22 protein-coding genes are annotated in these 24194 nt (G+C 67.6%); 6 read left to right on the top strand and 16 right to left on the bottom strand.

Translation table 11 applies throughout. The features are described from left to right. Window positions 1–32: 32 nt before the first annotated feature. From AB4Y64_RS11305 to AB4Y64_RS11265, 9 genes are all read right to left on the bottom strand, one after another. A complete protein-coding gene (locus tag AB4Y64_RS11305; RefSeq protein ID WP_441816547.1) occupies window positions 33–1877 on the bottom strand; it encodes a carboxypeptidase regulatory-like domain-containing protein in 1845 nt (614 codons plus the stop codon). After that, window positions 1874–4069 (bottom strand): hypothetical protein, encoded by a 2196-nt coding sequence (locus AB4Y64_RS11300; protein WP_441816546.1) that lies wholly within the window; start codon window positions 4067–4069, stop codon window positions 1874–1876. The genes AB4Y64_RS11305 and AB4Y64_RS11300 overlap by 4 nt, the downstream gene beginning before the upstream one ends. After that, entirely contained in the window at window positions 4066–5226 is a 1161-nt protein-coding gene (locus AB4Y64_RS11295; protein WP_441816545.1) for a BatA domain-containing protein, read from the bottom strand. The genes AB4Y64_RS11300 and AB4Y64_RS11295 overlap by 4 nt, the downstream gene beginning before the upstream one ends. Then, window positions 5223–6137, bottom strand: a complete 915-nt coding sequence (locus tag AB4Y64_RS11290) for a DUF58 domain-containing protein (RefSeq protein ID WP_441816544.1) — start codon at window positions 6135–6137, stop codon at window positions 5223–5225. The genes AB4Y64_RS11295 and AB4Y64_RS11290 overlap by 4 nt, the downstream gene beginning before the upstream one ends. A 26-nt stretch (window positions 6138–6163) precedes the next feature. After that, the gene (locus tag AB4Y64_RS11285) at window positions 6164–7159 is read right to left on the bottom strand and encodes an AAA family ATPase (protein ID WP_441816543.1); all 996 of its coding nucleotides are present in this window, start codon (window positions 7157–7159) and stop codon (window positions 6164–6166) included. 25 nt (window positions 7160–7184) lie between these two features. Further along, window positions 7185–7886, bottom strand: coding sequence for a DUF4159 domain-containing protein (locus AB4Y64_RS11280; protein ID WP_441816542.1), 702 nt, complete (start codon window positions 7884–7886; stop codon window positions 7185–7187). Further along, window positions 7883–9508, bottom strand: a complete 1626-nt coding sequence (locus AB4Y64_RS11275; RefSeq protein WP_441816681.1) for a TldD/PmbA family protein — start codon at window positions 9506–9508, stop codon at window positions 7883–7885. Before AB4Y64_RS11275 ends, AB4Y64_RS11280 begins: the two co-directional genes overlap by 4 nt. A gap of 157 nt (window positions 9509–9665) precedes the next feature. After that, window positions 9666–11000, bottom strand: a complete 1335-nt coding sequence (locus tag AB4Y64_RS11270) for a TldD/PmbA family protein (protein WP_441816541.1) — start codon at window positions 10998–11000, stop codon at window positions 9666–9668. Window positions 11001–11015: 15 nt separating this feature from the next. Continuing rightward, window positions 11016–12644, bottom strand: coding sequence for a TldD/PmbA family protein (locus AB4Y64_RS11265; RefSeq protein ID WP_441816540.1), 1629 nt, complete (start codon window positions 12642–12644; stop codon window positions 11016–11018). 240 nt (window positions 12645–12884) lie between these two features. On the opposite strand from AB4Y64_RS11265, the gene AB4Y64_RS11260 reads away from it, so the two are divergent. Together AB4Y64_RS11260 and AB4Y64_RS11255 are read left to right on the top strand one after the other, a co-directional pair. Next, the gene (locus tag AB4Y64_RS11260) at window positions 12885–13379 is read left to right on the top strand and encodes a hypothetical protein (protein ID WP_441816539.1); all 495 of its coding nucleotides are present in this window, start codon (window positions 12885–12887) and stop codon (window positions 13377–13379) included. A 214-nt stretch (window positions 13380–13593) separates the two neighbouring features. Beyond that, window positions 13594–14610, top strand: coding sequence for a CheR family methyltransferase (locus AB4Y64_RS11255; protein WP_441816538.1), 1017 nt, complete (start codon window positions 13594–13596; stop codon window positions 14608–14610). 57 nt (window positions 14611–14667) lie between these two features. On the opposite strand, the gene AB4Y64_RS11250 is transcribed toward AB4Y64_RS11255, so the two are convergent. From AB4Y64_RS11250 to AB4Y64_RS11230, 5 genes are all read right to left on the bottom strand, one after another. Further along, the gene (locus tag AB4Y64_RS11250; protein ID WP_441816537.1) at window positions 14668–15429 is read right to left on the bottom strand and encodes an SDR family oxidoreductase; all 762 of its coding nucleotides are present in this window, start codon (window positions 15427–15429) and stop codon (window positions 14668–14670) included. 28 nt (window positions 15430–15457) lie between these two features. Then, the gene (locus tag AB4Y64_RS11245; RefSeq protein ID WP_441816680.1) at window positions 15458–16738 is read right to left on the bottom strand and encodes a cytochrome b; all 1281 of its coding nucleotides are present in this window, start codon (window positions 16736–16738) and stop codon (window positions 15458–15460) included. 33 nt (window positions 16739–16771) lie between these two features. Beyond that, a complete protein-coding gene (locus tag AB4Y64_RS11240) occupies window positions 16772–17311 on the bottom strand; it encodes an Ohr family peroxiredoxin (protein WP_441816536.1) in 540 nt (179 codons plus the stop codon). 162 nt (window positions 17312–17473) lie between these two features. Continuing rightward, the gene (locus tag AB4Y64_RS11235) at window positions 17474–18541 is read right to left on the bottom strand and encodes a LysR substrate-binding domain-containing protein (protein WP_441816535.1); all 1068 of its coding nucleotides are present in this window, start codon (window positions 18539–18541) and stop codon (window positions 17474–17476) included. Further along, on the bottom strand, window positions 18538–18774 hold the full coding sequence (locus AB4Y64_RS11230; protein ID WP_441816534.1) for a sigma factor-like helix-turn-helix DNA-binding protein: 237 nt from the start codon (window positions 18772–18774) through the stop codon (window positions 18538–18540). Before AB4Y64_RS11230 ends, AB4Y64_RS11235 begins: the two co-directional genes overlap by 4 nt. Before the next feature lie 200 nt (window positions 18775–18974). On the opposite strand from AB4Y64_RS11230, the gene AB4Y64_RS11225 reads away from it, so the two are divergent. The 3 genes from AB4Y64_RS11225 (at window position 18975) to AB4Y64_RS11215 (ending at window position 21046) form a co-directional block, all read left to right on the top strand. Next, on the top strand, window positions 18975–19454 hold the full coding sequence (locus tag AB4Y64_RS11225) for a carboxymuconolactone decarboxylase family protein (protein WP_441816533.1): 480 nt from the start codon (window positions 18975–18977) through the stop codon (window positions 19452–19454). 35 nt (window positions 19455–19489) lie between these two features. Next, a complete protein-coding gene (locus tag AB4Y64_RS11220; protein ID WP_441816532.1) occupies window positions 19490–19900 on the top strand; it encodes a cupin domain-containing protein in 411 nt (136 codons plus the stop codon). A 261-nt stretch (window positions 19901–20161) separates the two neighbouring features. Next, window positions 20162–21046, top strand: a complete 885-nt coding sequence (locus AB4Y64_RS11215) for an RNA polymerase sigma-70 factor (protein ID WP_441816531.1) — start codon at window positions 20162–20164, stop codon at window positions 21044–21046. Between the two features lie 4 nt (window positions 21047–21050). Here the strand turns inward: AB4Y64_RS11215 and AB4Y64_RS11210 are convergent, their stop codons facing one another. Further along, complete coding sequence (locus tag AB4Y64_RS11210; protein WP_441816530.1) at window positions 21051–21713, bottom strand: HD domain-containing protein; 663 nt, start codon at window positions 21711–21713, stop codon at window positions 21051–21053. A gap of 285 nt (window positions 21714–21998) precedes the next feature. Between AB4Y64_RS11210 and AB4Y64_RS11205 the strand changes: the two genes are divergently transcribed. After that, entirely contained in the window at window positions 21999–22820 is an 822-nt protein-coding gene (locus AB4Y64_RS11205) for an alpha/beta fold hydrolase (RefSeq protein ID WP_441816529.1), read from the top strand. Between the two features lie 56 nt (window positions 22821–22876). Here the strand turns inward: AB4Y64_RS11205 and AB4Y64_RS11200 are convergent, their stop codons facing one another. After that, window positions 22877–24184: a hypothetical protein gene (locus AB4Y64_RS11200; RefSeq protein ID WP_441816528.1), complete on the bottom strand. Its 1308-nt coding sequence runs from the start codon at window positions 24182–24184 to the stop codon at window positions 22877–22879. Between the last annotated feature and the right edge of the window lie 10 nt (window positions 24185–24194).

Here is a 24194-nt window from a genome sequence, read left to right as displayed (position 1 = left end):
AACGCCGGCAACGCCGACACCCGCGCCTGCGATCAGGCACGGCGACCGTAGCGCGAGCGCTCCAGCCACCACGTGGCAGCGCTCGCCAGCAGCCAGCCCAGCCACCAGGGCCAGCGTTCGCCGGGATGCCCCGGGACCGACGCAGACGTGGCTTCGCTGATCGCCGAATCGGCAGCCAGGCGCGCGGTTGCATCGCGCATGGCGCCTGCGTGCAGGCCTGCCGCGACCGTTTCCGCACGCACGAAGAACGGGAGCGACCGGTCGCCGGATAGAAGCTGGTGCCAGCCTGCAAGGCGCGGCCAGAACGCGGCGCAGTTGCGCGCGCCGGTTGCCGGATCGCGCAGCAGGGTGGTCCTGCTTCCGTCCGGCGCGCTCACGCTGGCGCCGACCGCGACGCCGCACAGGGCGACACGTTGTCGCTGGCGCGTCTCGCCTTCGATCACGAGATCGTTTCGCGCCTGCGCGCGACCTGTCGCGGCGAGCGCGTTGCTCCAGATTTCGCCGTGCAGGTCATCGCGTCCGGCCAGCACCAGGCGATAGCTGTCGGTCAGCGTCCACAACGCGATGCGTCCGCGTCCCTGTGCGCGCCAGGCACCGAGCCAGGCGCCACCGGCGTCGCGCAACATCGGCACGGCATCGGTGGACTGGATGCGCAGATCGCGCCGGGTGAGGGTGGGTACGTCGGGCAAGGCAGCATCGTGCAGCCTCGGTGCGTCGCGTGTACCGGGGCCCAGGCGCGCGCGGATGGCGTCCTCGTCCAGAGCGGCCTGCGCCAGCGTCGTGGTGACCGAATCGCCACCGGCGGCAACCGCGAATCCGAGCGTTTGCAGGCGGCGGCGCTCGGACGGCGAAAGCGCCGCGGTCACGCGCAGCAATGCGCCCAGGCCGTTGTTGATCGCCTCCGTCAGCGCCGCACGCTGGCCGTCGCCGAGCGCAGACCAGGCGCGCTCGTCGAGGATGACCAGGTCGAAGCGACCGAGGTTGGCGGCGTTGATCGCGATTGGCGCATCGCCCAGCAGCATGCCGCCGCCCACCGCCGTCTGCGTCTGCAGGCCCAGGCCGGCGTCGCGCGCCCAGCGCCGCAGGTACTTGATCTCCGGACCCGGCGCACCGGCCAGCAGCAACACGCGCGGCGGAGTCGCAGCGATCGCCTGCAACGGCAGTTCGACATCCTCGACGACGGCCTGCTTGGCGTCGCGCAGCCGGACGACGAAGCCCGCCGTACCTGCGACGCGCGGGCTCGCGGTCAGCGTGAAGCGACCGTCGCCAGGCAGCGCGACGCGATCGACGCGACGGCGGCCCGGGTCGAGCAGCTCGGCAAAGCCGCCAGGCAGATCATTGGCGCGACCGCCGACGAGGAAGTCCGCGCCGGCCACGACCTGGCGCGGCGGTTGCAGTTCGATCAATCCGCGCGGTAGCGGAAGCGGGCTGAATTCCACTGCCAGGCCGCGCATTGCATCGCGGTCGCGCGCCTCCAGGCCGGCGCCTGCCACCCGCACGCGCCGCGTGCCTGGATGGCGACGCAAGGCGGTGGCGAGGTCGGGCACGCGCTCGACCTCGTTCAGCGCAGGCGCTTCGGGCAGCGCAACGAAGGCTTCGCCACCGCGACCTGCACCCAGTTGCGCGGGCGTCGTGCCGGCAGTGGCCACGACCAGCGTGCCCGCTTCTCCGGGCAACGACGGCGGCACCAGTGCGAAGTACAGCAGCGCGGCGCATGCCGGCTGCGCCAGCAACAGCGCGGCGATGCGCCAGCCGAGCGAGCGCTGCGCCGGTTCGGCACGCCATTGCCGGTACAGCAAACGTGCCGAGGCGACGATGACGGCGACGAGCAGCAGCGCCGCCACCAGCATCGGCACGTCGAAGAGGGGCGCGGTCACTTCGCTTCCTCCTGGCGCAGCGCATCCAGGTAACGGCGCCCCGTGGCGTCGCCGGCATCGCGACGCGGCACGGCACTGGCCGGGCGCGGCAGCAGGGGCCACAGCAGCGCGCGCAGGTCGGCGCGGCAGGTCGTGCAATCCGGATCCGCGCGCAGGGCTTCGATTGCCGCAACGAAGGCCAGCGGATCGGCCAGGCGCGATTCGTGTTCGCGCAACCAGCGCTCAAGCGCGGTGAAATCGATGGTGGCCGCCGGCACCTGCGAGGCGTCAAGCGAGTGCCACAGCGCCGCAAGCGTCGGGTCGGCGACCTCCACCGCGACCAGCGGGTCATCGCGCCGCGCCAGGCCCGCGCGGTCGCCGCCCATGCGCCGGCTTTCGTCGATCGGCGGGAGCTCGGGTCCGACACGCGCCAGGTAGATGCGCGTGGCCTGCTGCACCTGCTTGATGAAGCGAAGTGCGCGGTAGGCGTAGGGCAATGCAAGTTCCGGATGGCCCTGGCGCAGATGCCCTTCCGATTGCCACATCTCGTCGAGTGCGGATTTCAGGATCTTGCGCGTGTCCGGATCCAGCAACGTCGCCGCCTCGGCGTGATCGTGGGTATGGCCGTATTCCTCGAGCACCGCCCCTTCCTCGCCGAACTTGCCCGCAGCGCCTGCTTCGGCGTGGCCGTGGTCGTCCTGCGGCGCGGGCGCGGTTTCGGGCTTGGTCCCGGTTTCACTGTGTTCGCCGGTCTTGGCTGTGTCGGCATCGCTGGTCGGCGGCGGCTTGGGTTCGCCTTCGGCCTCTTCACCGAGGAACTGGCCGTAGCGCAGGCGCAGGATGCGCTGGTCGACGCCGATCTCGTCGCTGCGCTTCACGTAGCGCTCGGCTTCGAGCTTGCGCTTTTCCTTCAGCAGGGCCTCGGCATCGATGATGATCTGGCGCTGGCTGCGGAAGTACGCCGGCAACACCTTCTTGACCATGCCTTCCAGGCCGGTCGTCTCGGTGCCCAGGTCGGACGGCCAGCGCAGGATCAGGCTGGCGCTGCGCGCACTCTGCGGGTCGGGCGCGCGGTTGTCGTTGACGGCGAGCTGCACGATCAGGTCATCGCCGGCGGCCAGTCCGAGCGCGGCCAGATCGAGACGGTGCGCGTAGCGCTTGACCGTGGCGCTGCCACTGCCGCCGATGTTGATGGTCTGCTCGCGGAAGGTGATGTTTTCCCCGCTGCCCTGGGCCAGGGTGATGCGCAGGGTCGCGGTGGAGGCAAGGCCGTAGTCGTCGCTGCCCTCGAAGGCGAGTGGCCAGCTGCGCTGCCCCGGTGTAACCAGGCTCAGGCTGCGATCCGGTTCGAGCACGCGCAGTTGCGGGGCGCGGTCCGGGATCGCGTCGAGGCGGTGCAGGGTCGAAGGCTGCAACGGCGGCGCGTCCGCCTGCAGTACGATGCGGTACAGCGCCGAGCGCGCCAGCACGTCGCTGGCACGCCACTCGTCACCTTCGCGCACCAGTTTGATGCGGCGGCCGTCGTGGAACGCCAGCTCCGCACCCTTGGGCTGCGGCGCGAAGCGCAGTGTCCATTGCAGCCGCGTGCCCTGCGGCGCCTTGGCGTCGAGCGTCGGTTCATCGCGTGGCGGCTGACGCGTATAGCCGGGTGGGATGACCTGCATGCGTTGCGCGACGATGGTCGTCTGCGTCGGTGCGGCCGGCGTGACGCCGACGCTGGCCAGCACGGTGTCGAAGGTTTCGCCCGGGCGCGCCGGCCACAGCAGGATCGCGGCGACTGCCAGCGCGGCGATGCCGGCGCCGATGGCGTGCGCACGTGCCGACCAGCGCGGGCGCAGGTCGGGGGCCGGGCCAGACTCGATGCGTTCTTGCAGTCGACGCCGTTGCAGGTGCTCCAGTCCGGTCAGCTTCGCCGTCGACGCGAACAGCAGGTCGGTGCTGTCGTCCATGTCGGTGCGCCGCGCATCGAGCTCGCGCACCAGCCAGCGCGTATCGAGCGCGCGGGCACGCTGTATCGCGAACGCCAGCGTGGCTGCCATCGTGACCAGGAGCAGAAGCAGCGCGATCGCGGTTCCGCCCAGGCGCCATGCCAGCGTGGTGGCCATCACCACCCACGGAAGGCAGCGCAGTGCGGCGTCCAGTCCGCGGCGGCGTCGGGCCTGCTGCAGCGTGCGTTGCAGGATGGCGGTTGCGCCCATGGTCGTCGTGCTCATGGCGCCACCGTCCGGCGAGCACCGGTGGCGAGCCAGCGCTCGGCCAGGAACAGCAGCGCGATCAGCAGCACCAGCCACGGCTGCAGGTCGCGCGGCGACTGCGGGAAGGTAGGCCCGCCGGTCAGCGGTGCGTGCGATGCCGACAGCACGCGCGTCGGCGCGATCTGCGGCGGGTCGAACAGCGCGCGCAGGCGCTGGGGGAAATCGGGCTCGAGCAGCGCCGGCATTGCCTGTGGCGTCAGTGCGCGGGTGAAGCGCATCACCCTGCCCTTGCCGTAAGCCACGCCTTCTACCAGCGCCGTTCCGCTGGCATCGCGCCACAGCACGGTCGTGGCCGGGAGCTTCGGGAGCGTGCTCTCGTGATCGAGCAGCACCGCGCCGCCCTGGCGCACCCAGCCATCGACCGCGGCGGGCAGCGGCCCCGGCGCGAGCCAGATCAGTTGTCTCGCGTTTGCGGGCAGCGGTTGCGCGAGCGATGCCAGGTCGGATGCGGCCTTGCCGTCGCCCTTCCACGCTGTTTGCGCGGCACGCAGGTAGCGTATCGATGCTTCGCGTTGCGGTGCGTAACGAATGGCCAGCGAGAACGCGACGGTGGCCGCACGGGTCGGTGCAAGCGTCATCGCCCCAGGCAGCACGCGCCAGTCAACGCGACGGCTCAGTGCCGGCAACCGCGCATCGACGCCATCGAGTTGCTGCGGAACGAGCACGGTCAAGGCAACACCCGCGGGCAGGCCAGCATCGAGCTCGCGCAGCAGGCTGGTGACCGATGCGGTGGTCGCAGGCGCAGGCTGGTCCAATGACGGGAACCCGGGTGCGAGCCAATGGCGTCTCGCATCCCCGGCGGCAGGCACGGCCCGCGCCTGCCGCAGATCGACGCCCGGCACGACGGCGATCCACGGCGACTGGCTGGCGCCACCGACCAGTACCGGCCGCGCCAGCAGCAATGCCAATGCAGCCAGCAACAACAGCCGCAGCGCCAGCAGCAGCCACTCGTCGAAGCGGATGCGATGGCGCGGTTTGGGTTTCTGCCGCAACCAGCGCAGCGCGGCGAACTGGATCGGACGCTGCTCGCTGCGTCGCGCCAGGTGGATCAACAGCGGCAGCAACAGCGCCGCGAGCGCGGCCAGCCCGGCCGGCAACAGCAATGCCAGGCTCATGCGTACTCCGCCGCGTCGCGGGAACCGAACAGCCGCCGCAACGGCAAGTCCAGCGCCTGGTCAAGGAAGTATCGGGCATGGCGGATGCCGCTGGCATCCAGGCGCGCGTCGAGTTCGCGGCGTGCGACTTCGAAGCGGCGCAGGAACTCCTCGCGCATCGCCACGCCATCGCCACGCAGTTCCTCGCCGGTTTCGGGATCGCGGAAGAGATGGCCTCCGCGGAACGGGAAGTCGCGCTCTTCGGCGGTCAGGATCTGGATCGCCGCGACTTCGCGTCGCGCGGCGGCCAGTCGCGTCACCACTTCCAGGGCGCCTTCGTCGAAGGCATCGCTGAGCAGCACGACGAGGTCGCCGGCGCCAATGCGCTCCCACAGCGGCCGCAGCCGTTCGGGCGAAGGCCAGCTGCCACCGGCCTGCACGCGCTGCAGCTCCAGCAGGAAGCGGTCGCGCTGGCGCAGCCCGCCGCCGGGGGCGAGCACGCGCACGCCATCGCCGTGCAGCACGGCCAGCCCGAAGCGGTCGCCCTGGCGCAGGGCCAGCTCGGCCACGCACGCGGCCAGGCCTTTGGCTGCCGACAGCCGCGACCAGCCCGGGCGGGCCGCGTCTTCCTGCGCCATCGATGCGGTCGCGTCGACCAGCAGCCAGACTGCGAGCGGGCTTTCGCGCTCGGCTTCGCGGACGAAGAAGCGGTCGGAACGTGCGTAGAGTTTCCAGTCGACCTGGCGCAGTTCGTCGCCGGGTTCGTAAGCGCGGTACTGGGCGAACTCCAACCCGGCGCCGCGGCTGCGGCTGTGGTGCAGGCCGATGCCCTGCAATCCGACCGCGCGGCGCGAGGTCAGGCGCAGGTCCTTCAACCGCGCGCGTACCTGCGGCGGGATGAAGTCGACGAAGCTCGAACCAGGACTGGCCACGCGTGTCAGGTCTTCAGGTCAGGCGATCAGCCGGCGAACGGCACGCTGCGCAGCAGCGCGGCGATCACGTCGTCGGCGCTCTTCTGCTCGGCCTCGGCGGCGAACGACAGCAGCAGGCGATGGCGCATGACCGGCGCGGCGAGCGCGACGATGTCCTCGCGCGTAGCCGACAGGCGGCCTTGCAGCAGCGCGCGCGCCTTGGCCGCAAGCACCAGCGACTGACCGGCACGCGGGCCGGCGCCCCACTTCACCCACTGCTTCACTTCCGCCGGCGCCGATTCATTCGGACGGCTGGCGCGAACCAGGCGGGTGATCCAGGCGAGCAGGTCGTCGCCCAGGTGCACTTCGCGCACACGCGCCTGCAGCGCCAGCACTTCCTCGCCGTGCATCACGCGCGGCACTTCGGAGTGGCGGGTGCCGGTGGTCTGGGCGAGGATGTCGCGCTCTTCGGTCTCGGTCGGATAGTCGACGCGGATGTGCAGCAGGAAGCGGTCGAGCTGCGCCTCCGGCAATGGATACGTGCCGGCCTGCTCGAGCGGGTTCTGCGTGGCGAGCACGAAGAACGGCGCCGGCAGCGAATGGGTCACGCCGGCGTAGCTGACGGTGCGTTCCTGCATCGCTTCCAGCAATGCCGCCTGGGTCTTGGGAGGCGTGCGGTTGAGCTCGTCGGCGAGCAGCAGGTTGGTGAAGATCGGGCCCGGCTGGAAACGGAAGTGACGATGGCCGGTGCCATGGTCTTCTTCCAGCAGTTCGGTACCCAGGATGTCGCTGGGCATCAGGTCGGGGGTGAACTGCACGCGGCGGAACTGCAGCTCCAGCGCCTGGCCGAGCGAGCGCACGAGCAGCGTCTTGCCCAGCCCCGGCACGCCTTCGAGCAGGCAGTGGCCGCCGGCGAGCAGGCCGATCAGCAACTGCTCGACGACCGCTTCCTGGCCGACGATGGCCTGGGCAATGGCGGCGCGCAGGTTGCCGAGCTTTTCGAGCTGGGCCTGGATGTCGGCTTCGGTGGGGCTAGTGTTCATTGCAGTTCCTGTTATCTGTCGACCGTCAGCTGTTCAACGCATACATCACGATATTGACCGCGAACTTCGTATTGTCCTCGGCCAGGAAACGCTTGTTGCGCCAGTCGTAGTCCCACTCGCAACCGTAGTCCTTGTTGCTGTAGAGGACGCCGAGCCGGCCGTCGATCTCGATGCCCTGCAGGTAGTCGTGCACCAGGTCGTCGCCCCAGCCGTTGAGCTCGAAGCCCGTGGCCGGCGGCCCGTCCTTGAACTCGAAGAAACTGCGGTACAGCGCGTGCGTGTTGGGCAGCTTGCGCAGCGCCCTGGGCCCGAAGATCGTCGCCATCTGCGCCTCGAACGAACGCGCGAACAGGCCGTCGATGTCGTGGTTGCAGTCGTCGACGAAGACAAAGCCGCCATTGCGCACGTAGCGCTCGAAGTTGCGGCGCTCGTCCGGGTTGAACTCGACCAGCTTGTGCCCGGCCAGGTAGCAGAACGGCGCGGTCAGCATCTTCGGGTCGGCCAACGCCAGCACATGCTCCTTCGGGTCTACGCGCAGGTTGGTGTAGTCGATCAGCGAGGTGACCAGGTTGGCCGGCATGCGCTGGTCGACGTCCCAGTCCCCCGAGTCGTACTTCAGGCGGGTCAGCCAGAAGTCGTACTCGACGCTGGCGGCGCGCGCCAGCGGAGGCAACAGCGCCCCCGCCGCGCCCGCCAGCATCAGGCGGAGGAACTGCGCGCGGTTCATATCGAACGCGCGGTATTGATGATGTTGACGCCGTTGAAGCGGGTCGTGCTCGACCCGTGCGACACCGCCGATACCTGGCTGGGCTGGCCCTTGCCGTCGAAGAACGAACCGCCGAGGCGGAAGTCGCGCTCGTCGCAGATCGCGGTGCAGGCGTTCCAGAATTCCGGCGTGCGGATCTGGTACGCGGCGTCCTCGACCAGCCCGGTCACCCTGCCCTGCTTGATCTCATAGAACAGCTGCCCGCCGAACTGGGCGTTGTAGCGCTGCTGGTCGATCGAATACGAGCCGCGGCCGTGGACATAGAGTCCGTTCTCGACGTCCTTGACCATGTCGGCCACGCTCAGCGGCTTCCTGCCCGGCTGCAGCGAGACATTGGCCATGCGCTGGAACTGCACGCTCGACCACGAATCGGCATAGCTGCAGCCGTGCGACTCCTTGTGGCCGAGGATGTGCGCCTCGTCGCGGGTGGCCTGGTAGTCGACGAGGATGCCGTCGCGCACCAGGTCCCATTGCTTCGTCTTCACGCCTTCATCGTCGTAGCCCACCGCGCCCAGGCTGCCCGGACGGGTCTTGTCGGCGACGAAGTCGACGATGTCGCTGCCCCAGCGATAACCGGCGTCGCGCTTGTCGAGGGTGGCGAAGCTGGTGCCGGCGTAGTTGGCCTCGTAGCCGAGCACGCGGTCGAGTTCGAGCGGGTGGCCGACGCTCTCGTGGATGGTCAGGAACAGATTGGACGGGTCGATCACCAGGTCGTACTTGCCCGGCTTGACCGACGGCGCCTTGAGCTTGGCGCGGGCGTCGCGGGCGCTGGCGATGGCGTCTTCCATGACGTCGTAGCTGCGGCCGTAGGCAGTGATGCCACCGGGCAGCTTGAACTTGCCCGCCGGATCGGCGTCGAGGTACTCGTAACCCATGCCCATCGGCGCCGACAGACCGTTGCGCGTACGGAACTTGCCGCTCGCCTTGTCCACCGCCGTGGCGGTGATCGGCAACCAGATCCGGTGCACGTCCTGGTCGATGTAGCTGCCGTCGGTGGAGGCAAAGTACTTCTGTTCGTTGATCACGAACAGCGTCGAATTGAAGAAGTCGGCGCCGGCCTTCATCGCCGCGGCATTGACGCCCAGCAACAGGTCGACCTTCTCCTTGATCGGCACCGCCATCGCGTTCTTGCCGATCGGCGTCGCCCAGCTGACCTCACCCACGCCGGGCGTCGGCGCCAGTTCGACCCGATGGGCCTGGTGGCGCGAATTGGCCCGGGCGATGTCCGCGGCGCGGCGAGCGACCGCGGCAACCGAATCGGTGGTCGCGATGTTGGTGGCGGCAAAGCCCCATGCACCGTCGACCAGCACGCGCACGCCGATGCCGGAGGACTCGCCGTTGACGATGTTCTCCACCCGCGCCTCGCGGGTGATCACCGACTGGCGCAGGTAGCGGCCAATGCGGACATCGCAGTACTGCGCGCCCGCAGCGCGGGCGGCCGTCAGCGCGGTGTCGGCAAGAAGCCGGCGCCGCGCACCATCAACCGGCTCGAGCAGTGCCTCGGCGGCGATGCTGCGGCCGTAAGGCAGCAGCATTCCGGCGAGCGACAGACCGGTGAAATTCAGGAAATCGCGGCGTTGCATTTGCAGGTACTCGCTGTTGATCGTCATTCCCGCCAACTACCGTCATCCCCGCGAAGGCGGGGACCCAGTGACTTTGCCCCTTGCGGCAAAGCGACGTCGCTGGGTTCCCGCCTTCGCGGGAATGACAAGTTGACGTCTTACTGTGACGCTATCCCCGTCAGACCGCATCCGACAGCGAGGTGAAGGTGAAATCGCGCAGCTTCATCGGCGGGATCATCATCACGAACGAGGACTCGTCGCCGGCCACGCGCACCGGCTTGCCGAGTTCTTCGATGTTGTTGAGCATGATCACCGGCGACTCGTTGAAGCGGAAGTTCTTCACCGGGTGCTTGATCTGGCCGTTCTCGATGTAGAACGTGCCGTCGCGGGTCAGGCCGGTCAGCAGCACGGTCTGCGGATCGACCATGCGGATGTACCAGGTGCGGGTGACCAGGATGCCCTTCTGGGTGCTGGCGACCAGCTGCGCGGTGGTCTTGTCGCCACCGGCGACCAGCAGGTTGCCCGGCTCGCCGACGGCGCGCTTGCCCTGCTTCTTGGCCCAGTAGCGCGAGTACTGCATCGCCACGACCTTGCCGTTCTCGACGATCGCCATCTTCTCGCGCGGCAGGCCTTCGCCGTCCCACGGCATGACCGGTGCGCGCTCGTCCCACGGGTCGGCGGTGATGTTCACGCGCGGGTCGTAGACCTGCTCGCCGAGCTTGTTGCCGCCGCCCTTCTTGGACAGGAAGCTGCGGCCTTCATCGGCCTGGCGCGCATCGAAGAAGTTCATCATGAACGAGATCAGGCCCGCGGCCGCGGCCGGTTCCAGGATCACGGTGTACTTGCCCGGCTCCAGTGCCTTGGCTTCGGCCGAATCGGTGGCCTTGCGCATGGCGGTGTGGATGTCGCTGTCGACCTTGAACTCGCCGGAGTCCTTGAGGTTGCGGCCGACCCAGCCCGAACCGCGGCCGTCTTCGGTGCGCACGGTGCAGGTGTAGTCGAAACGCGTGGCCTGCTGGTAGCCGAAGTTGCCCTTGGAGTTGGCGAAGGCGACGAAGCTCTGGCCGTCCTCGAGGAAACCGGCGGCGATCAGCTTCTCGGCCTTGCACGGGCCGATCGAGTTGGCTGCGACCTGGGCGCGGTACTCCGGGTTGATCGCGGCGGTGGCCGGGCTGAAGGTCGGGCTGGCCTTGTAGGTCTGCTTCTCGATCGCCGGCATGAACTCCGGGTTTTCCGGGGCGAGGCGGGCCAGGTCTTCGGCGCGACGGACCACGCGCTCGAGCGCGGCGTCGTCGAACTCGTTGATGGTGGCGGTGCCGACGCGGTTGCCGAACGCCACTTCCACGGCCAGCTCGGTGTTGTCGACGACACCACTGGTGGAGATGTTGTTCAGGGCGAAGCGGATGTTGCCGTCGATCGAACCCTCAAGCTGCGCCGTGCACTGGTCGGCCTTGGACAGCTTGATGACCTTGTCGAGGATCGCCTTGGCCTGTTCTTCGGTGAAGATGCTCATTGATGTTCTCCAGGCTCAGCCGAGGTTGCGGGCGGTGTTGATGACGTTGATGCCGTTGAAGCGCGCCGTGCTCGAGCCGTGCGAGACCGCCGACACCTGGCCGGGCTGCCCCTTGCCGTCGAAGAAGGAGCCGCCGAGGCGGTAGTCGCTGTCGTCGCAGACGGCGACGCAGGCGTTCCAGAACTCCGGCGTGCGGATCTGGTAGGCCACGTCCTCGATCTGCTGGGTGATCTTGCCGTTCTTGATCTCGTAGAACAGCTGGCCGCCGAACTGGGCGTTGTAGCGCTGCTGGTCGATCGAGAACGAACCGTCGCCGATGATGTAGATGCCGTTCTCGACGTCCTTGATCATGTCGGCGACGCTGAGCTTGTTCTTGCCCGGCGCCAGCGAGACGTTGGCCATGCGCTGGAACTGCACGCTCGACCACGAGTCGGCGTAGCAGCAGCCATCGGACTCGGTCTTGCCGAGGATGTGGGCCTGGTCGCGGATGGTCTGGTAGTCGACCAGGGTGCCGTCCTTGATCAGGTTCCACTTCTTGGTCTTGACGCCTTCGTCGTCATAACCGACCGCGCCGAGGCTGCCCAGCTGGGTCTTGTCGGCGAAGACGGTGACGTTGTCGGAACCGTACTTGAACTTGTCCTTGAGCTTGTCCATCGTCGCGAAGCTGGTGCCGGCGTAGTTGGCTTCGTAGCCGAGCACGCGGTCGAGTTCGAGCGGGTGGCCGATGGATTCGTGGATGGTCAGCCAGGTGTGCGACGGGTCCAGGACCAGGTCGTACTTGCCCGGCTTGACCGACGGCGCGGTCAGCTTGGCCTTGGCCTGCTTGGCCGAGGCGATGGCGTCTTCGACCATGTCGTAGGACAGGCCGTAGTTGACCACGCCATTGGGCGAGACCACCTTGCCGGCGGCAGCGCCATCGAGGTACTCGAAGCCCATGCCCATCGGCGAGGACAGACCGTCGCGGGTGCGGAACTTGCCGGTGGTCTTGTCGATGGCGGTGACCGTCATCGGCGCCCAGATGCGGTGCACGTCCTGATCGATGTAGCTGCCGTCGGTCGAGGCAAAGTACTTCTGCTCGTTGACCAGGAACAGCATCGAGTTGACGAAGCTGCCACCGGCATTGATCGCCGCGGCGTTGACGCCGAGCAGCAGGTCGACCTTGTCCTTGAGCGGCACTTCCATCGAGTTCTTGCGGATCGGCGTCTTCCACGACACTTCACCAACGCCGGGCGCCTTGGCCAGCTGCACCGGGGTGGTCTGGTGCTTGGCGTTGGCGCGGGCGATCGCGGCGGCCTGCTGGGCGGCCTTGACCACGCCCTGGGTGCCCAGGTCGTTGGTGGCGGCAAAGCCCCATGCACCGTTGACCAGCACGCGGATGCCGATGCCGGTGGACTCGGTGTTGACCACGTTCTGGACCTTGTCCTCGCGCGTGATCACGAACTGGCGCAGATAGCGGCCAATGCGCACGTCGCAGTAGGAGGCGCCGGCAGCGGTCGCCGCGCCCATGGCAGCGTCGGCCAGCTGCTTCTTCTTGGCCACGTCGATCGTCTCCACCAGCGCTTCGGCGGCGATGGTCCGACCGAAGGGCAGCATGAGCCCGGCAACACCAATGCCGGACATCGACAGGAATGAGCGTCTATCCACTTGTGTAACTCCCCGGAAAGGCCCGCGCGGCAGAGGCTGCCGAGCCAGGCATAGAGTCGAAGGCAAAGCCCCCCGCGACTGTGCTCAGGGGGGCCGCGGCCCGTCAAGTGACGTTCGGGCTATATGACTGGGCCTCACAGTGCTGATACGCCGAAGTGTGGACTGCGTCTGCGCATGCCGGTGCGTCCCGGCGGACGGGCTGCGCGCTGTCTGCCAGGTATTGGACTGGCGCATGCCGCCATGATCGGCACAGTCGATGCATTCACCGTCCGGACCACCGCGTGGCCGATCGCCGCCCCCCAAGGCGTTGAAACCGGTGCATCCCCCAAACCCGGTCGCGACCCCGCTCGCAAACCCACGCCAGTGTCACGCTCTCTCCGCACGCTCTCCAATGCCCTGCGCGCCAGTTTCCTGGCGCTGCTGGTGCTCGGGCTGGTGTCGAGGCCGGCAACGGGGCTGGGCTGCGATCTGCTCGCCATGGAGCATGGCTCCATCCTGGCGGCGTCGTCCGGCCAGGGTCACGTGCACCCGGATCACAACGCCCCGCTGGGCGACCACACGCATGCCAAAGGTGCTCACACGCTGATGCACCAGCACTTTGCCGGCGCATCGGTCGATGCGTCGGCAGCACCATTTGTACTGGCTGACACGCGGACCTCGCCAGTACCCACTCCCAGTTGCGTGCCGGTCTCCCGGCTGCAACGTGCGGTGCCCTTCAGGCCACCCATTGCCTGAGGCCGGAGGCCGTCCCGGGACGGTCTGACCTCCGTTGACCCGCAAGGCAGCGCTCCGTTCGGTCGAGCCGGCCAGGTACTGGCGGCCGGCACGAATCGCACGCCACTGCGCTCGCGGTCGAATCGCATGAACCGTGGCTACCGACGTCCACGACGGCGCACGACCCTTTGCGGCCGGGTGCGGTTGCGTGGCGTGGGGGCCCAGGGGACTCCAGATGAGCAGGCTGTTGGAATTCGCACTCAAACCGTTTGTCCCGTTCGTCCGCTATGCCTGGCGACGCCTCCCGCCATCGCTGCGCCAGACCCGGGAGGCCCGCAGGATCGGGGCATTCTTCTACGACCATTACGTTCGCGACACGGACCGCAACCAGACGCACTACACCTGGTTCCTGCGCAACATCCCGCAGCTGCGCCTGCTCAACGAAGTCGTCTCCGCGCATCCGCGTGGAGCGCCGTTGCGGATCGCATCGATCGGATGCAGCGTCGGCGCCGAGCTCTACTCCACGCTGTGGCTGTTGCGCCGGCACCACCCGTGGCTGCAGGTCGTCGCGCGCGGGATCGACGCTTCGGCGAATGTGATCGAAGTGGCCCGCACGGGCGTCTACCGGCTGGGGACTCCCTCGTCGCTTGGCGGCACTCTGGAACTCAAGGGTTCGAAGGTCTTCACCACCGTGCCCAGCGCGCTGGGCGACATCATGGATGTCACGCCCGAGGGCGACTTCCGGATCAAGGACTGGATCCGTGAAGGCGTGACCTGGAACGTCGCCGATGCGACTGACCCCGCACTCGCCGCAACGATGGGGCCGCAGGACGTGGTGATGGCGTGCAACGTGCTCGGCCCGATGGACGACGCGATGGCCGAGGCATGCCTGAGGAACGTGGTGGAACTGGTCGTCCCCGGCGGCTACCTGGTGCTCGACGGGCTCGACCTGGATCTCAAGGCGCGCGTCACCCAATCGCTCGGGCTCAAGCCGGTGACGCGTTACCTGGAGGAGATACACACCGCCGATCCGACCAAGGGCGACTGGCCGTGGACGCGCTGGGCGCACGAGCCGATCGACTACCGGCGCGCCGACTGGGAGCACCGCTACGCGACGGTGTTCGGCATCCCGTCGACTCGCGAACTCAGGCAGCAGAGCGCGATCGATCAGCCCAACGCGGCCGTGGCGGTCGAAGCGCCGGCGCTGGCCGTGGCGATGGGGGCGATGGGGGCGATGGATTCGCCCGCATAGACCACGACCCGCCGCAGGAGCCTGGACAGCGCCGTCCAGGCAGTCTGCGCGGCAGGCTCATGCTGCCGGCGGCGGCGGAGTCGTCTTGAGCCAGGTCTCGAAGTTGATTGCGCCGATGATTGGATTGGCGCCGGGCGTCAGCGACTCATCGTTGATCGGTGCACCGAAGTATTCGGCACTGGCGTCAGCCACCACGTCGCGCGTTTCCTTGTTGAACGCCAGGTACTCCTGCACGAAGGCCACCATCGGCCGGCGATCCGGACCGGCCACCTCGACGATCTGGTTCTTCGGTTCGGCGACGGCCACGTTGGTCAAAGCCGCTGCCACGTCGGTGGCCGCGATCGGCTGGAACGCGGCCGTGGAGATGTGGGTGGCTTCGCCCTTGGCGCCGGAATGGGCGATGGCGTTGAGGAACTCGAAGAACTGCGTTGCGCGCAGGATCGAGTACGGCATGCCCGATTCGAGGATGAGCTTCTCCTGGGCGAGCTTCGCCCGGAAGTAGGCGTTGCCCGGCTTGCGGTCGGTGCCCACGACCGACAGCGCGACATGGTGCTTCACTCCGGCCGCGGCCTCGGCGGCGAGCAGGTTGCGCCCGGACGTCTCGAAGAACTCCAGCACCGCCTTCTCCTCGAACGATGGCGAGTTGGACACATCGACCACGACGTCCGCGCCCTGCAGCACCTCTTTGAGCCCTTCGCCGGTGAGCGTGTTGACGCCGGTGTTGGGCGATGCGGGCACGGCTTCATGGCCGAGACCGCGCAGATTGTTGCAAACCCTGGTACCGATCAGTCCGGTGCCGCCTATGACTACGATCTTCATGTCTGTCTCCGTGGGGGGTGGGGCCTGGTCAGGTCAGCCGCTCCGGCAGCGGACGCGTGCGCTCGAAGCCGAAGCGGGTGTACACCCAGGTGAAGGCGAAGAAGCCGAAGTAACCAACCAGCAGCACGCGCCCGATCCAGTTCTCGATGAAATTGATGTCGACGCCTTCGCCCACGATCTGCGGCAGCAGCTGCGCCATCGCGCCGATGCCGACCGCGCCGAGCAGGACGAACGACACCGTGAACACCGCGAGCGCGATCTTGTAGCCGAGCCCGCGATAACGGATCGAGCGGACCTTGCCGCGGTCCAGCCACGGCAACAGGAACAGCACGCCGATGGCCAGCGCCATCACGATGACGCCACTGAGCTTGTGCGGGATCACGCGCAACATCGCGTAGTACGGGGTGAAGTACCACACCGGCTTGATGTGCTCCGGCGTGACCAGCGGGTTGGCTTCGGTGAAGTTGTCGTGTTCCAGGAACAGCCCGCCCACGGTCGGGACGAAGAAGATCAGGAACGCGGCCACCAGCACGAATACCACAGCGCTCAGCACGTCTTCGACCGAGTAGTAGGGATGGAACGGGATGCCGTCCAGCGGCAGACCGTCGGGTCCTTCGTTGTCGTGGATCTCGATGCCGTCGGGATTGTTGGAGCTGACCTCGTGCAGCGCCAGGATATGCACGGTGACCAGCAGCAGCAGGATGATCGGCAGCGCGACCACGTGCAGCGAGAAGAAGCGGTTGAGGGTCGCGTCGGCGGGCACGTAGTCGCCCATGACCCAGTGTCGCAGGCTCTCGCCGACTACCGGGATCGCCCCGAACAGCGAGATGATCACCTTGGCGCCCCAGAACGACATCTGGCCCCACGGCAGTACGTAGCCCATGAAGGCTTCGGCCATCAGCACCAGGTAGATCATCATGCCCAGGATCCACACCAGCTCGCGCGGGCGCTTGAAGGAGCCGTACAGCAGCGAGCGGAACATGTGCAGGTAGACGACCACGAAGAACAGCGACGCGCCAGTGGAGTGCATGTAGCGGATCAGCCAGCCCCACTCCACATCGCGCATGATGTACTCGACCGAGGCGAAGGCCTCCTGCGACGATGGCTTGAAATGCATCGCCAGGAAGATGCCGGTGACCAGCTGGTTGACCAGCGTCAGCCCGGCCAGCGCACCGAACAGGTACCAGATGTTGAGGTTCTTCGGCGCGTAGTAGCGGCTGGTGTGCGCGGCCAGGAACGAGGTGACCGGCAGGCGGTCCTCGATCCAGGCCAGCAGCCGGTTCTTCGGATATACGCGGACGACTTTCAGCGTCATGGCATGATCTCCTGCCGCACTGCGCGGTCAGGCCGGGTCGCCAGACGGTGGCGGCGGCGATGGCGATGACGATTCCGATGCAAGCGCCACCACGTGATCGATGCCGTCCCTGAACATCTTGGCGTAGGGGCAGATGCGTTCGGCGTCGCGGACCAGCTCGGCGGCCAGCGCGCGCTCCACACCTGGCAGGGCGACGCGGATTTCGGCCGAGAGCAGGAACAGACCGTCAACCGGGTCGCGCGCGAACGTCACGGCAGTGTCGACGGTGGCATCGTGCATTGGCACGCCCGCCCGGATCGCCAGCAGCGTCAGTACGCCGTGGAAGCAGGCACCGTAGCCGGCAGCGAGCAATTGCTCCGGATTGCTGCCACCGCCTTCTCCACCCAGTTCGGCGGGCAGTCGCAGGTTGACGTTGAGCGTGCCGTCGTCGGACCTGACGACCCCCGATGCGCGACCGTGCGCCGCTTCGCCGCCCGTGACCCGGACGCGACCTGTGTAGATCGTCTCGGCCGTCTCGCCGTAGTACTTGTCGAGGAGGCCTATCGGCGGTGGCTTGAGCTGGCTCATGGCTACGGGCTTTCCTTGTCGATGCCGACATTCACGGGTGTTGCTGTCTGCGCGTGTGTCGCACGTTCGCATTGCAGTGCGATGCTAGGAGTGTGGTCGGGTGCGCAGTAGCCCTCGCGCCGGATGCACGATGTTTCCTGGTGCGCACCAATCGCGGTGGCGTCAGGCGGCGGCCGCGGCTTCATCGTTGCGATGCGCGTCGGCGTTGGTCGCCGCATCGTTCTCGGGAATGACCGCGGTGCGCGTCATCGTGCTGGCGCAGTCCAGGTCGAGCGCCCGCACCTGAGAGGTGATGAAGTCGATGAAGACGCGGATGCGCTTGGGCAGTTGCCGGCGGCTCAGGTAGCAAAGATAGTGGCCGCGGTCGTCCGGCGTGTATTGCGCAAGGCAACTGACCAGGGTGCCCCTGCGGATCTCGTCGCAGACCTCGAATGCGGGCATCTGTGCCAACCCTTCGCCGTTGAGGGCGGCCAGGCGTATCAGGTCGTCGTCGTTGAGCACGATGTCTGCCTGCGGCGTCATCGAGACCGGGCGACCATCGACCTTGAAGTCCCAGCTGCGCAGGCGGCCATTGGCCAGCCGCCGGTTGATGCAGGCATGGGTCTGGATCTCCTCGACCGATGTCGGCAGGCCGTGCCGGCGCACATGGTCGGGCGAGGCGCAGACCAGCATCTGCATCGGCACGAGCTGCTTGGCGATGACCTGGCTGTCGTCCAGGCGGCCCTCGCGGAAGGCGACATCGATCCGGTCGACGGCCAGGTCCGGGGCGCGCTCGTCGAGCATCAGTTCGATGGCAATGCCCGGATAGCGCAGGTGGAACTCCTTCATCATCGGCGCGATGACCTTGCGCCCGAAGCCGTGCGTGGCGCTGATACGCAGTTGCCCGCGCGGCGGCCCGTCACGCAGGTCGCGCATCTCGTCCAGCGCCTGCACGATGCGCTCCACACCGGGACGGCAGTTCTCGAAGAACAACTCGCCCTCCGCGGTCAGCGTGGTCGAACGCGTCGTCCGCGAGAACAGGCGCGCGCCCAGTTGCCCTTCGAGTTTCTGCACGCTGCGGCTGACGGCCGACCGTCCGACGCCGAGCCTGTCGGCGGCGCGGGCGAAGCTGCCTTCGGTGGCGACCGTGATGAAGGCCACCACGCCGGCGTAGCTGGCAGAGAAACTCGACGACAGCCGATCCTGGCGATCGGTCTGGGCCTGGGATTCGACGTGCGGATTGGTGTTCATCGCGGGGGCACCTTGGTTTTGTCTCTCAGTGGCGACTTGCGGAAGACGGCATGTTCGCGGGCGTACTCGACGTGGGCCCGGCAGGTTTCGGCCGGTTCCCCGATCAGTCTGGCGATCTCCTCGTAGCTGGCCTCGAACACCTCGTGCAGCAGGAACGCCGCGCGGATGTCCGGTTCAAGTCTGTCCAATGCGCAGATGAACTCGGACCAGACGCGGTCTGCCTTCGATGGCATGGGGCCGGGCTTCCATGGGTTCGTCATGTAACAAGGTCGCGCCAGCAACCCGGGTTGTGACACGCCATTGGTGCGTCGCGCTCACCACTGCGCGTCCGCGGGGCGATCTACCGTCGCGACGGCACCGTGCCTAGATTTGCGTCCAGCCGGACGGCGTCGTGCCGGCCCGCCCTCCCCCATTCACGCCAGGAACGCCTGCCATGAGCCAACGCCTCGATTACCAGAAGCAATCCCCGGAACTGTTCAAGAAGTTCGTGGAATTCAGCATGCTCACCCACAAGTCCTCGATCGAGCAGCCGATCCGCGACCTGGTCAACATCCGCGCCTCGCAGATCAACGGCTGCACGTTTTGCCTGGACATGCACGTCAAGGAAGCGACCATCCACGGTGAGCGTCCGCTGCGCCTGCACCACGTCGCCTCCTGGCGCGAATCGACGCTGTTCATCCCGCGCGAGCGCGCCGCGCTGGCGTGGACTGAAGCACTGACGCAACTGTCGCCCCAGGGCGTGCCGGATGAGGTCTATGAGCGCGTGCGCACTCAGTTTTCGGAAAAGGAAATCGTCGACCTCACCTACGACGTCATGGCGATCAACGCCTGGAACCGCGTCAATGTCGGGTTCCGCACCGAGCCGGGCAGCGCCGACAAGGCCTTCGGGCTCGACAAGGCACAGCTGACCTGAGGCACCGCTTCCTCACGCCACACAGGAGACATCCCATGCGCGTTCATCATTCCCTCGCCCTGGCCGCGCTGCTGTTGTCCGGCAGCGCCCTCGCCCAGCATCCGGCTCATCCGGCGCCGGGCCCGGTCGTGAAGCCGGTCCTGACCAAGGCGCTGCCCGAATACCCGGGCAAGGAAGGCCTCGTCCTCACCGTCGACTACCCGCCCGGTGGTTCCTCGCCGCTGCATCACCACGACGCCTACGCGTTCGTCTACGTGATCGAAGGCTCGGTGGTGATGGCGGTGAAGGGAGGCAAGGAGGTCACCCTGACCGCCGGCCAGAGCTGGAGCGAAGCACCCGGCGACATCCACACCGTCAGCCGCAATGCCAGCAATGACAAGCCGGCGAAGTTCGTCGTGTTCCTGCTCAAGGACGCCGGCAAGCCCGCCGTGATCCCGGGCGCCTGATCGTCCCGGCGCCTGATCGTCCCGGCGCGTGATCGTCCCGGCGCGTGATCGTCCCGGAGCGTGATCGTCCCGGTCCTGGCTGCCCTGTTGTTCTCGGGCAGTGTCGGGGTCCATGGCCAGCACGGTAACGAGGTTCCTCCCCCCGACGTTACCCCCGGCCATGACCCAGGCACTGCCCGAGTACCCTGGCAGCCGACGGCCGTTGCTCCCGTTTGATGCCGTCTGCGTCACAATCCGGCCTTCTGCCACGACCTGTGTCTTATGGAAGGCGCCACCGATATCTTCACCCGCCTGCAGCCGCGCCTGCTGGGCGTGGCCTATCGCATGCTCGGCTCAGTGGCCGAGGCCGAAGACGTGGTCCAGGATGTATGGCTGGGCTGGCACAACGCGTCCGCCGACGTCGCCGACCCCGAGGCCTGGCTGGTCACCACCACCACCCGACGCGCCATCGACCGGCTGCGCAAGGCGCGCAGCGACCGCGAACACTATGTCGGCATCTGGCTGCCCGAGCCGGTGCTCACGGAAGGGCCGACCACGCCCGAACAATTGCAGGAAGCCTCGAGCGACCTGTCCATCGCCTTCCTGACCGTGCTGGAGCGGCTCGCTCCCGAGGCGCGCGCCGCGTTCCTGCTGCGCGAGGTGTTCGACGCCGACTATGGCGAGATCGCCGCCACGCTCGACAAGAGCGAAGCGGCGTGCCGGCAGATCGTGCATCGCGCCAAGAGCCAGCTGCGTGAGGAGCGGCCACGCTACGTCGTCTCCGCCGATGCGCACCAGCGCCTGATGCGCCGCTTTGCCGAAGCCTGGAACAATGCCGACTTCCACGCCATGAAGGACATGATGGCCGAGTCGGCGACCCTGGTCGGCGACGGCGGCGGTATCGTCACCAGCTTCCCCAAGCCGATGGTCGGGGGGCAGCGCATCGCGCAGCTGTTGTTTGCAGGGACCCTGCGCAGGAACGAGAAGATGGAAATCCGGCTCACGCAGATCAACGGCCGCATGGGCGTGCTGCGTTACTTCGACGGGAAGCTGGAGTCGGCGCAGTCCTACGACACCGATGGCGAGCGCATCACGCAGGTCTTCGTGCAGCGCAACCCGGAGAAGTTGCGCCGCATCGCCGCGAACCAGTCTTCGGACATCGACTGACCGGCTACTCCTCGAACGGCGCGGCCAGCAGCGCGTCGACCATGGACGGCGCCCGGTAACCGGGCACGTAGCGTTCACCGAAATCGCGGGCGAAGTTGTCGTACGTCGTGTCCGGGTGGCGCTCGCAGATGCCGCAGACAGCCTGGGTGAAGCGCTGCTTCATCTGCAGACGCGGGTACGCCGCGACGATGCGCGCGATTTCCTCCGCGCCCAGGCTGTCGTAACCCCATCCACCCCAGTCCAGCGCCACGCCCATCACGCACAGGGCCGCTTCCGCCTCCTTGTGCAGGCAGATCGAGGGCGTGGAGTTGAGCGCGATGCTGTCCCAGATCAGTTGGGTCCGCCGTTCGTCCACGCCCTGGCCACGGGCGAACGTGCGCGCCGCATTGGCGCCTTCCACTTCGAACCGCAGCGGACCGTCGACGGCCCGGGTCAGACCGATGTCGTGCAACAGCGCGGACACCGCCAGCACTTCGGCGTCGAAGGGCTCGCCCTTCTTCTGTGCGATCAGGGTCGCGAACAACCACGAGCGCATGACGTGGTTGAAGAGGTACTCATCGCTGTGCTCGCGGGCGAACCCGATGGCCGCGGCGACCAGCTCGGTGTCCGGCACGGTCACACCGGCCAGGAGGCGTGATGAACCGACAGTGGTGTTGCTGGATGTCATGGCAGCGCTCCGCCAGTTGAACAGTCGATCCGGCGCACCGGTTGTGCGCGGTCGATTGATGCTAGATCCCCCGAATCGCGACCGGTAGCGCCCGCAGCGGGCCCACGCTGTTGCCCGTGAAGCATCAATCCGCGTGTATCGCGTTCAACGCCATGCCAGGCATTGGTGCGCCGGAATCAACAGCGTGGGCACTGGCGCGGGGCTACCGCCGGCGCGGTTTGATTTCTATGGTGCATGCGTGCCAAGCCCCCCAAGCGCACCACGTCCCCCACGAGGAACCACGACATGCAATCGATCACCACCAAAGACGGCACCGAGATCTATTATAAGGACTGGGGTAAAGGTCAGCCGATCGTCTTCCATCACGGCTGGCCGCTGTCCAGCGACGACTGGGACACGCAGATGCTGTACTTCCTCGACCAGGGCTATCGCGTCATCGCCCACGACCGGCGTGGTCACGGCCGCTCGAGCCAGACGGCGACCGGGAACGACATGGACACCTATGCCGCCGATTTCGCGGAGCTGGCTGCCCACCTGGACCTGCGCGATGCCATTCACGTCGGCCATTCCACCGGTGGCGGCGAGGCTGCTCACTATGTCGCCCGCCACGGCGCAGGTCGCGTGGCCAAGCTGGCGCTCATCGGCGCGGTGCCGCCGCAGATGCTGAAGACGGCAGCCAACCCGGGCGGCTTGCCGCGCGAGGTGTTCGACGGCATCCGCAAGGGCCTTGCCGCCAACCGTGCCGGCTTCTATTGGGATTTCCCGGTGCCGTTCTACGGTTACAACCGTCCCGGCACGCCCCTTGCGGAACCGGTGCGGGCGAACTGGTGGCGCCAGGCCATGATGGGTGGCGCCAAGGCGCAGTACGACTGCATCGCCGCGTTCTCGGAAACAGACTTCACCGACGATCTCAAGCGTATAGAAGTACCCACGCTGGTCATGCACGGCGACGACGACCAGATCGTGCCGATCGCCGACTCGGCGCTGCTCTCTTCGAAACTGCTGCGAAATGCCACGCTCAAGATCTACAAGGGCTATCCGCACGGCATGTGCACGACCCACGCCGATGTGATCAACCCCGACCTGCTGGCGTTCTTCCGCAGCTGACGTTCGCCCGGCATATGCAGGCAGGGCCTTCGCGGCCCTGTCTGCATTTGTGCCGGTCAGCTCAACGCTGCCGACCAGACCAGGTGACCCACTTCCGGCCTGGCGATGTCGCTGTGCGCGCCAGACGGCGGGCCGCCTTCGCGGATGACGCGATTGCAGTTGACGTTGTAGATGTGCCCGGGCTTGAAGCCATAGGCGAAGCTCGCGTCCTGCACGTCGAGGTCGACGATCTCCAGGCCACCGCCACGCAGGCCGAAGGTGCCGACGCCGCCGTACTTCGGGAAGGCTCCCGGCGCGAAATCGACCTGGCGCGCGACGCCGGCCGCGACCGGATACAGCGAACCAACGGCCATGTCGTGCTCCGAGCGCGTGGTGACGATCGGGCCGGCCACCACGTCGCCCGCGGCAAGGCGACGGAAGTAACCGGCCTTGCGCGGTGAATCGGGCAGGCTGTCGCAGCAAGACCACAGCGACAACGCGCCCTGCACCAGCACCACCGACTGCACGCGGCGCGGCAGCTTCGCATTGGCCGGCCCGCACGCGGACGCGGATGCGGCGATGGAGCCGAAGCTGTGCCCCATCAGGTGGAAGCGCACGTTGCGGTCGCTGGTGGCCGCCATCAGCGCCGACAGCAGTTCGAAGCCGCCGCTCTCGCCGATGCGCCTGGCGCGCTCCTTCATTTTCCAGAACGACAACTGCACCAGCGGCGACAGCAGCGCCTTGCGCGCGCCACCACCGCCGAAGCTGTCCGCCCCCTCCAGCGCGCGCGCGTAGGCGGCGGCGGGGTCGAACGGCTCGCGATCCGAGCCCGGATCACCTTCCACGCCCTGCGCGCCCAGTGCGGCCTCGCCGTCGAGCACGCGATAGGCCTCGGCGACCTCCGCCGGGAGCGAGGCGGGCGTGAACTCGCCCTGCGCTGCTTCGAATATGGTTCGCAGCGCCGCGCGCGCGGCAGGCGTGTCGGCTATCTGCATGGCGGCCGCCTCGACCTCGGCCTCGATCGCATCGCCACCGATACCGAATGACTCGCCGGCTGCGGCTGCCAGCGACTCCTCACCGAACGGCAGGCTCGGCCAGTGCAGACCGATCAGCAACGGGACGAAGTCCGGGCCGGCGCGGGCGATGTCGCCGGACTGCGCCATCAAGGTCGCCATCCACGAAGCGTACTGCTGCCTGGCCGCGGGCATGTCGCCCTTCCAGCCGTGGATGAAGACGAAGATGTCGGTGGGGCGCTCGGCCCGGATCGCTTCCAGGATCCGGTCGCGCATGCGGCCATCGCTGTCGTCGCTGCGCTCCCTGCCCTTCTCGTCGAGCGCGACGAGGTAGTAGCGGGTTCCGGTGGCTGCAAGGGTCTCGATCGGCATGGCGAAGCTC

The organism is Lysobacter sp. TAF61, assembly GCF_052113485.1.
In the GTDB taxonomy this organism is placed as follows: domain Bacteria; phylum Pseudomonadota; class Gammaproteobacteria; order Xanthomonadales; family Xanthomonadaceae; genus Lysobacter_J.
The sequence above is the reverse complement of the archived record's forward strand: the minus strand, read 5'-3'. Positions and strand labels throughout refer to the sequence as shown.

Coding starts and splice junctions, on each gene's coding strand:
- AB4Y64_RS11200 (WP_441816528.1), bottom strand. CDS start 24,184: ATGCCGATCGAGACCCTTGCAGCCACCGGAACCCGCTACTACCTCGTC.
- AB4Y64_RS11240 (WP_441816536.1), bottom strand. CDS start 17,311: ATGAGCCAGCTCAAGCCACCGCCGATAGGCCTCCTCGACAAGTACTAC.
- AB4Y64_RS11215 (WP_441816531.1), top strand. CDS start 20,162: ATGGAAGGCGCCACCGATATCTTCACCCGCCTGCAGCCGCGCCTGCTG.
- AB4Y64_RS11235 (WP_441816535.1), bottom strand. CDS start 18,541: ATGAACACCAATCCGCACGTCGAATCCCAGGCCCAGACCGATCGCCAG.
- AB4Y64_RS11285 (WP_441816543.1), bottom strand. CDS start 7,159: ATGAACACTAGCCCCACCGAAGCCGACATCCAGGCCCAGCTCGAAAAG.
- AB4Y64_RS11300 (WP_441816546.1), bottom strand. CDS start 4,069: ATGAGCACGACGACCATGGGCGCAACCGCCATCCTGCAACGCACGCTG.
- AB4Y64_RS11295 (WP_441816545.1), bottom strand. CDS start 5,226: ATGAGCCTGGCATTGCTGTTGCCGGCCGGGCTGGCCGCGCTCGCGGCG.
- AB4Y64_RS11260 (WP_441816539.1), top strand. CDS start 12,885: ATGATCGGCACAGTCGATGCATTCACCGTCCGGACCACCGCGTGGCCG.
- AB4Y64_RS11255 (WP_441816538.1), top strand. CDS start 13,594: ATGAGCAGGCTGTTGGAATTCGCACTCAAACCGTTTGTCCCGTTCGTC.
- AB4Y64_RS11270 (WP_441816541.1), bottom strand. CDS start 11,000: ATGAGCATCTTCACCGAAGAACAGGCCAAGGCGATCCTCGACAAGGTC.
- AB4Y64_RS11280 (WP_441816542.1), bottom strand. CDS start 7,886: ATGAACCGCGCGCAGTTCCTCCGCCTGATGCTGGCGGGCGCGGCGGGG.
- AB4Y64_RS11230 (WP_441816534.1), bottom strand. CDS start 18,774: ATGCCATCGAAGGCAGACCGCGTCTGGTCCGAGTTCATCTGCGCATTG.
- AB4Y64_RS11220 (WP_441816532.1), top strand. CDS start 19,490: ATGCGCGTTCATCATTCCCTCGCCCTGGCCGCGCTGCTGTTGTCCGGC.
- AB4Y64_RS11250 (WP_441816537.1), bottom strand. CDS start 15,429: ATGAAGATCGTAGTCATAGGCGGCACCGGACTGATCGGTACCAGGGTT.
- AB4Y64_RS11225 (WP_441816533.1), top strand. CDS start 18,975: ATGAGCCAACGCCTCGATTACCAGAAGCAATCCCCGGAACTGTTCAAG.
- AB4Y64_RS11275 (WP_441816681.1), bottom strand. CDS start 9,508: ATGCAACGCCGCGATTTCCTGAATTTCACCGGTCTGTCGCTCGCCGGA.
- AB4Y64_RS11210 (WP_441816530.1), bottom strand. CDS start 21,713: ATGACATCCAGCAACACCACTGTCGGTTCATCACGCCTCCTGGCCGGT.
- AB4Y64_RS11205 (WP_441816529.1), top strand. CDS start 21,999: ATGCAATCGATCACCACCAAAGACGGCACCGAGATCTATTATAAGGAC.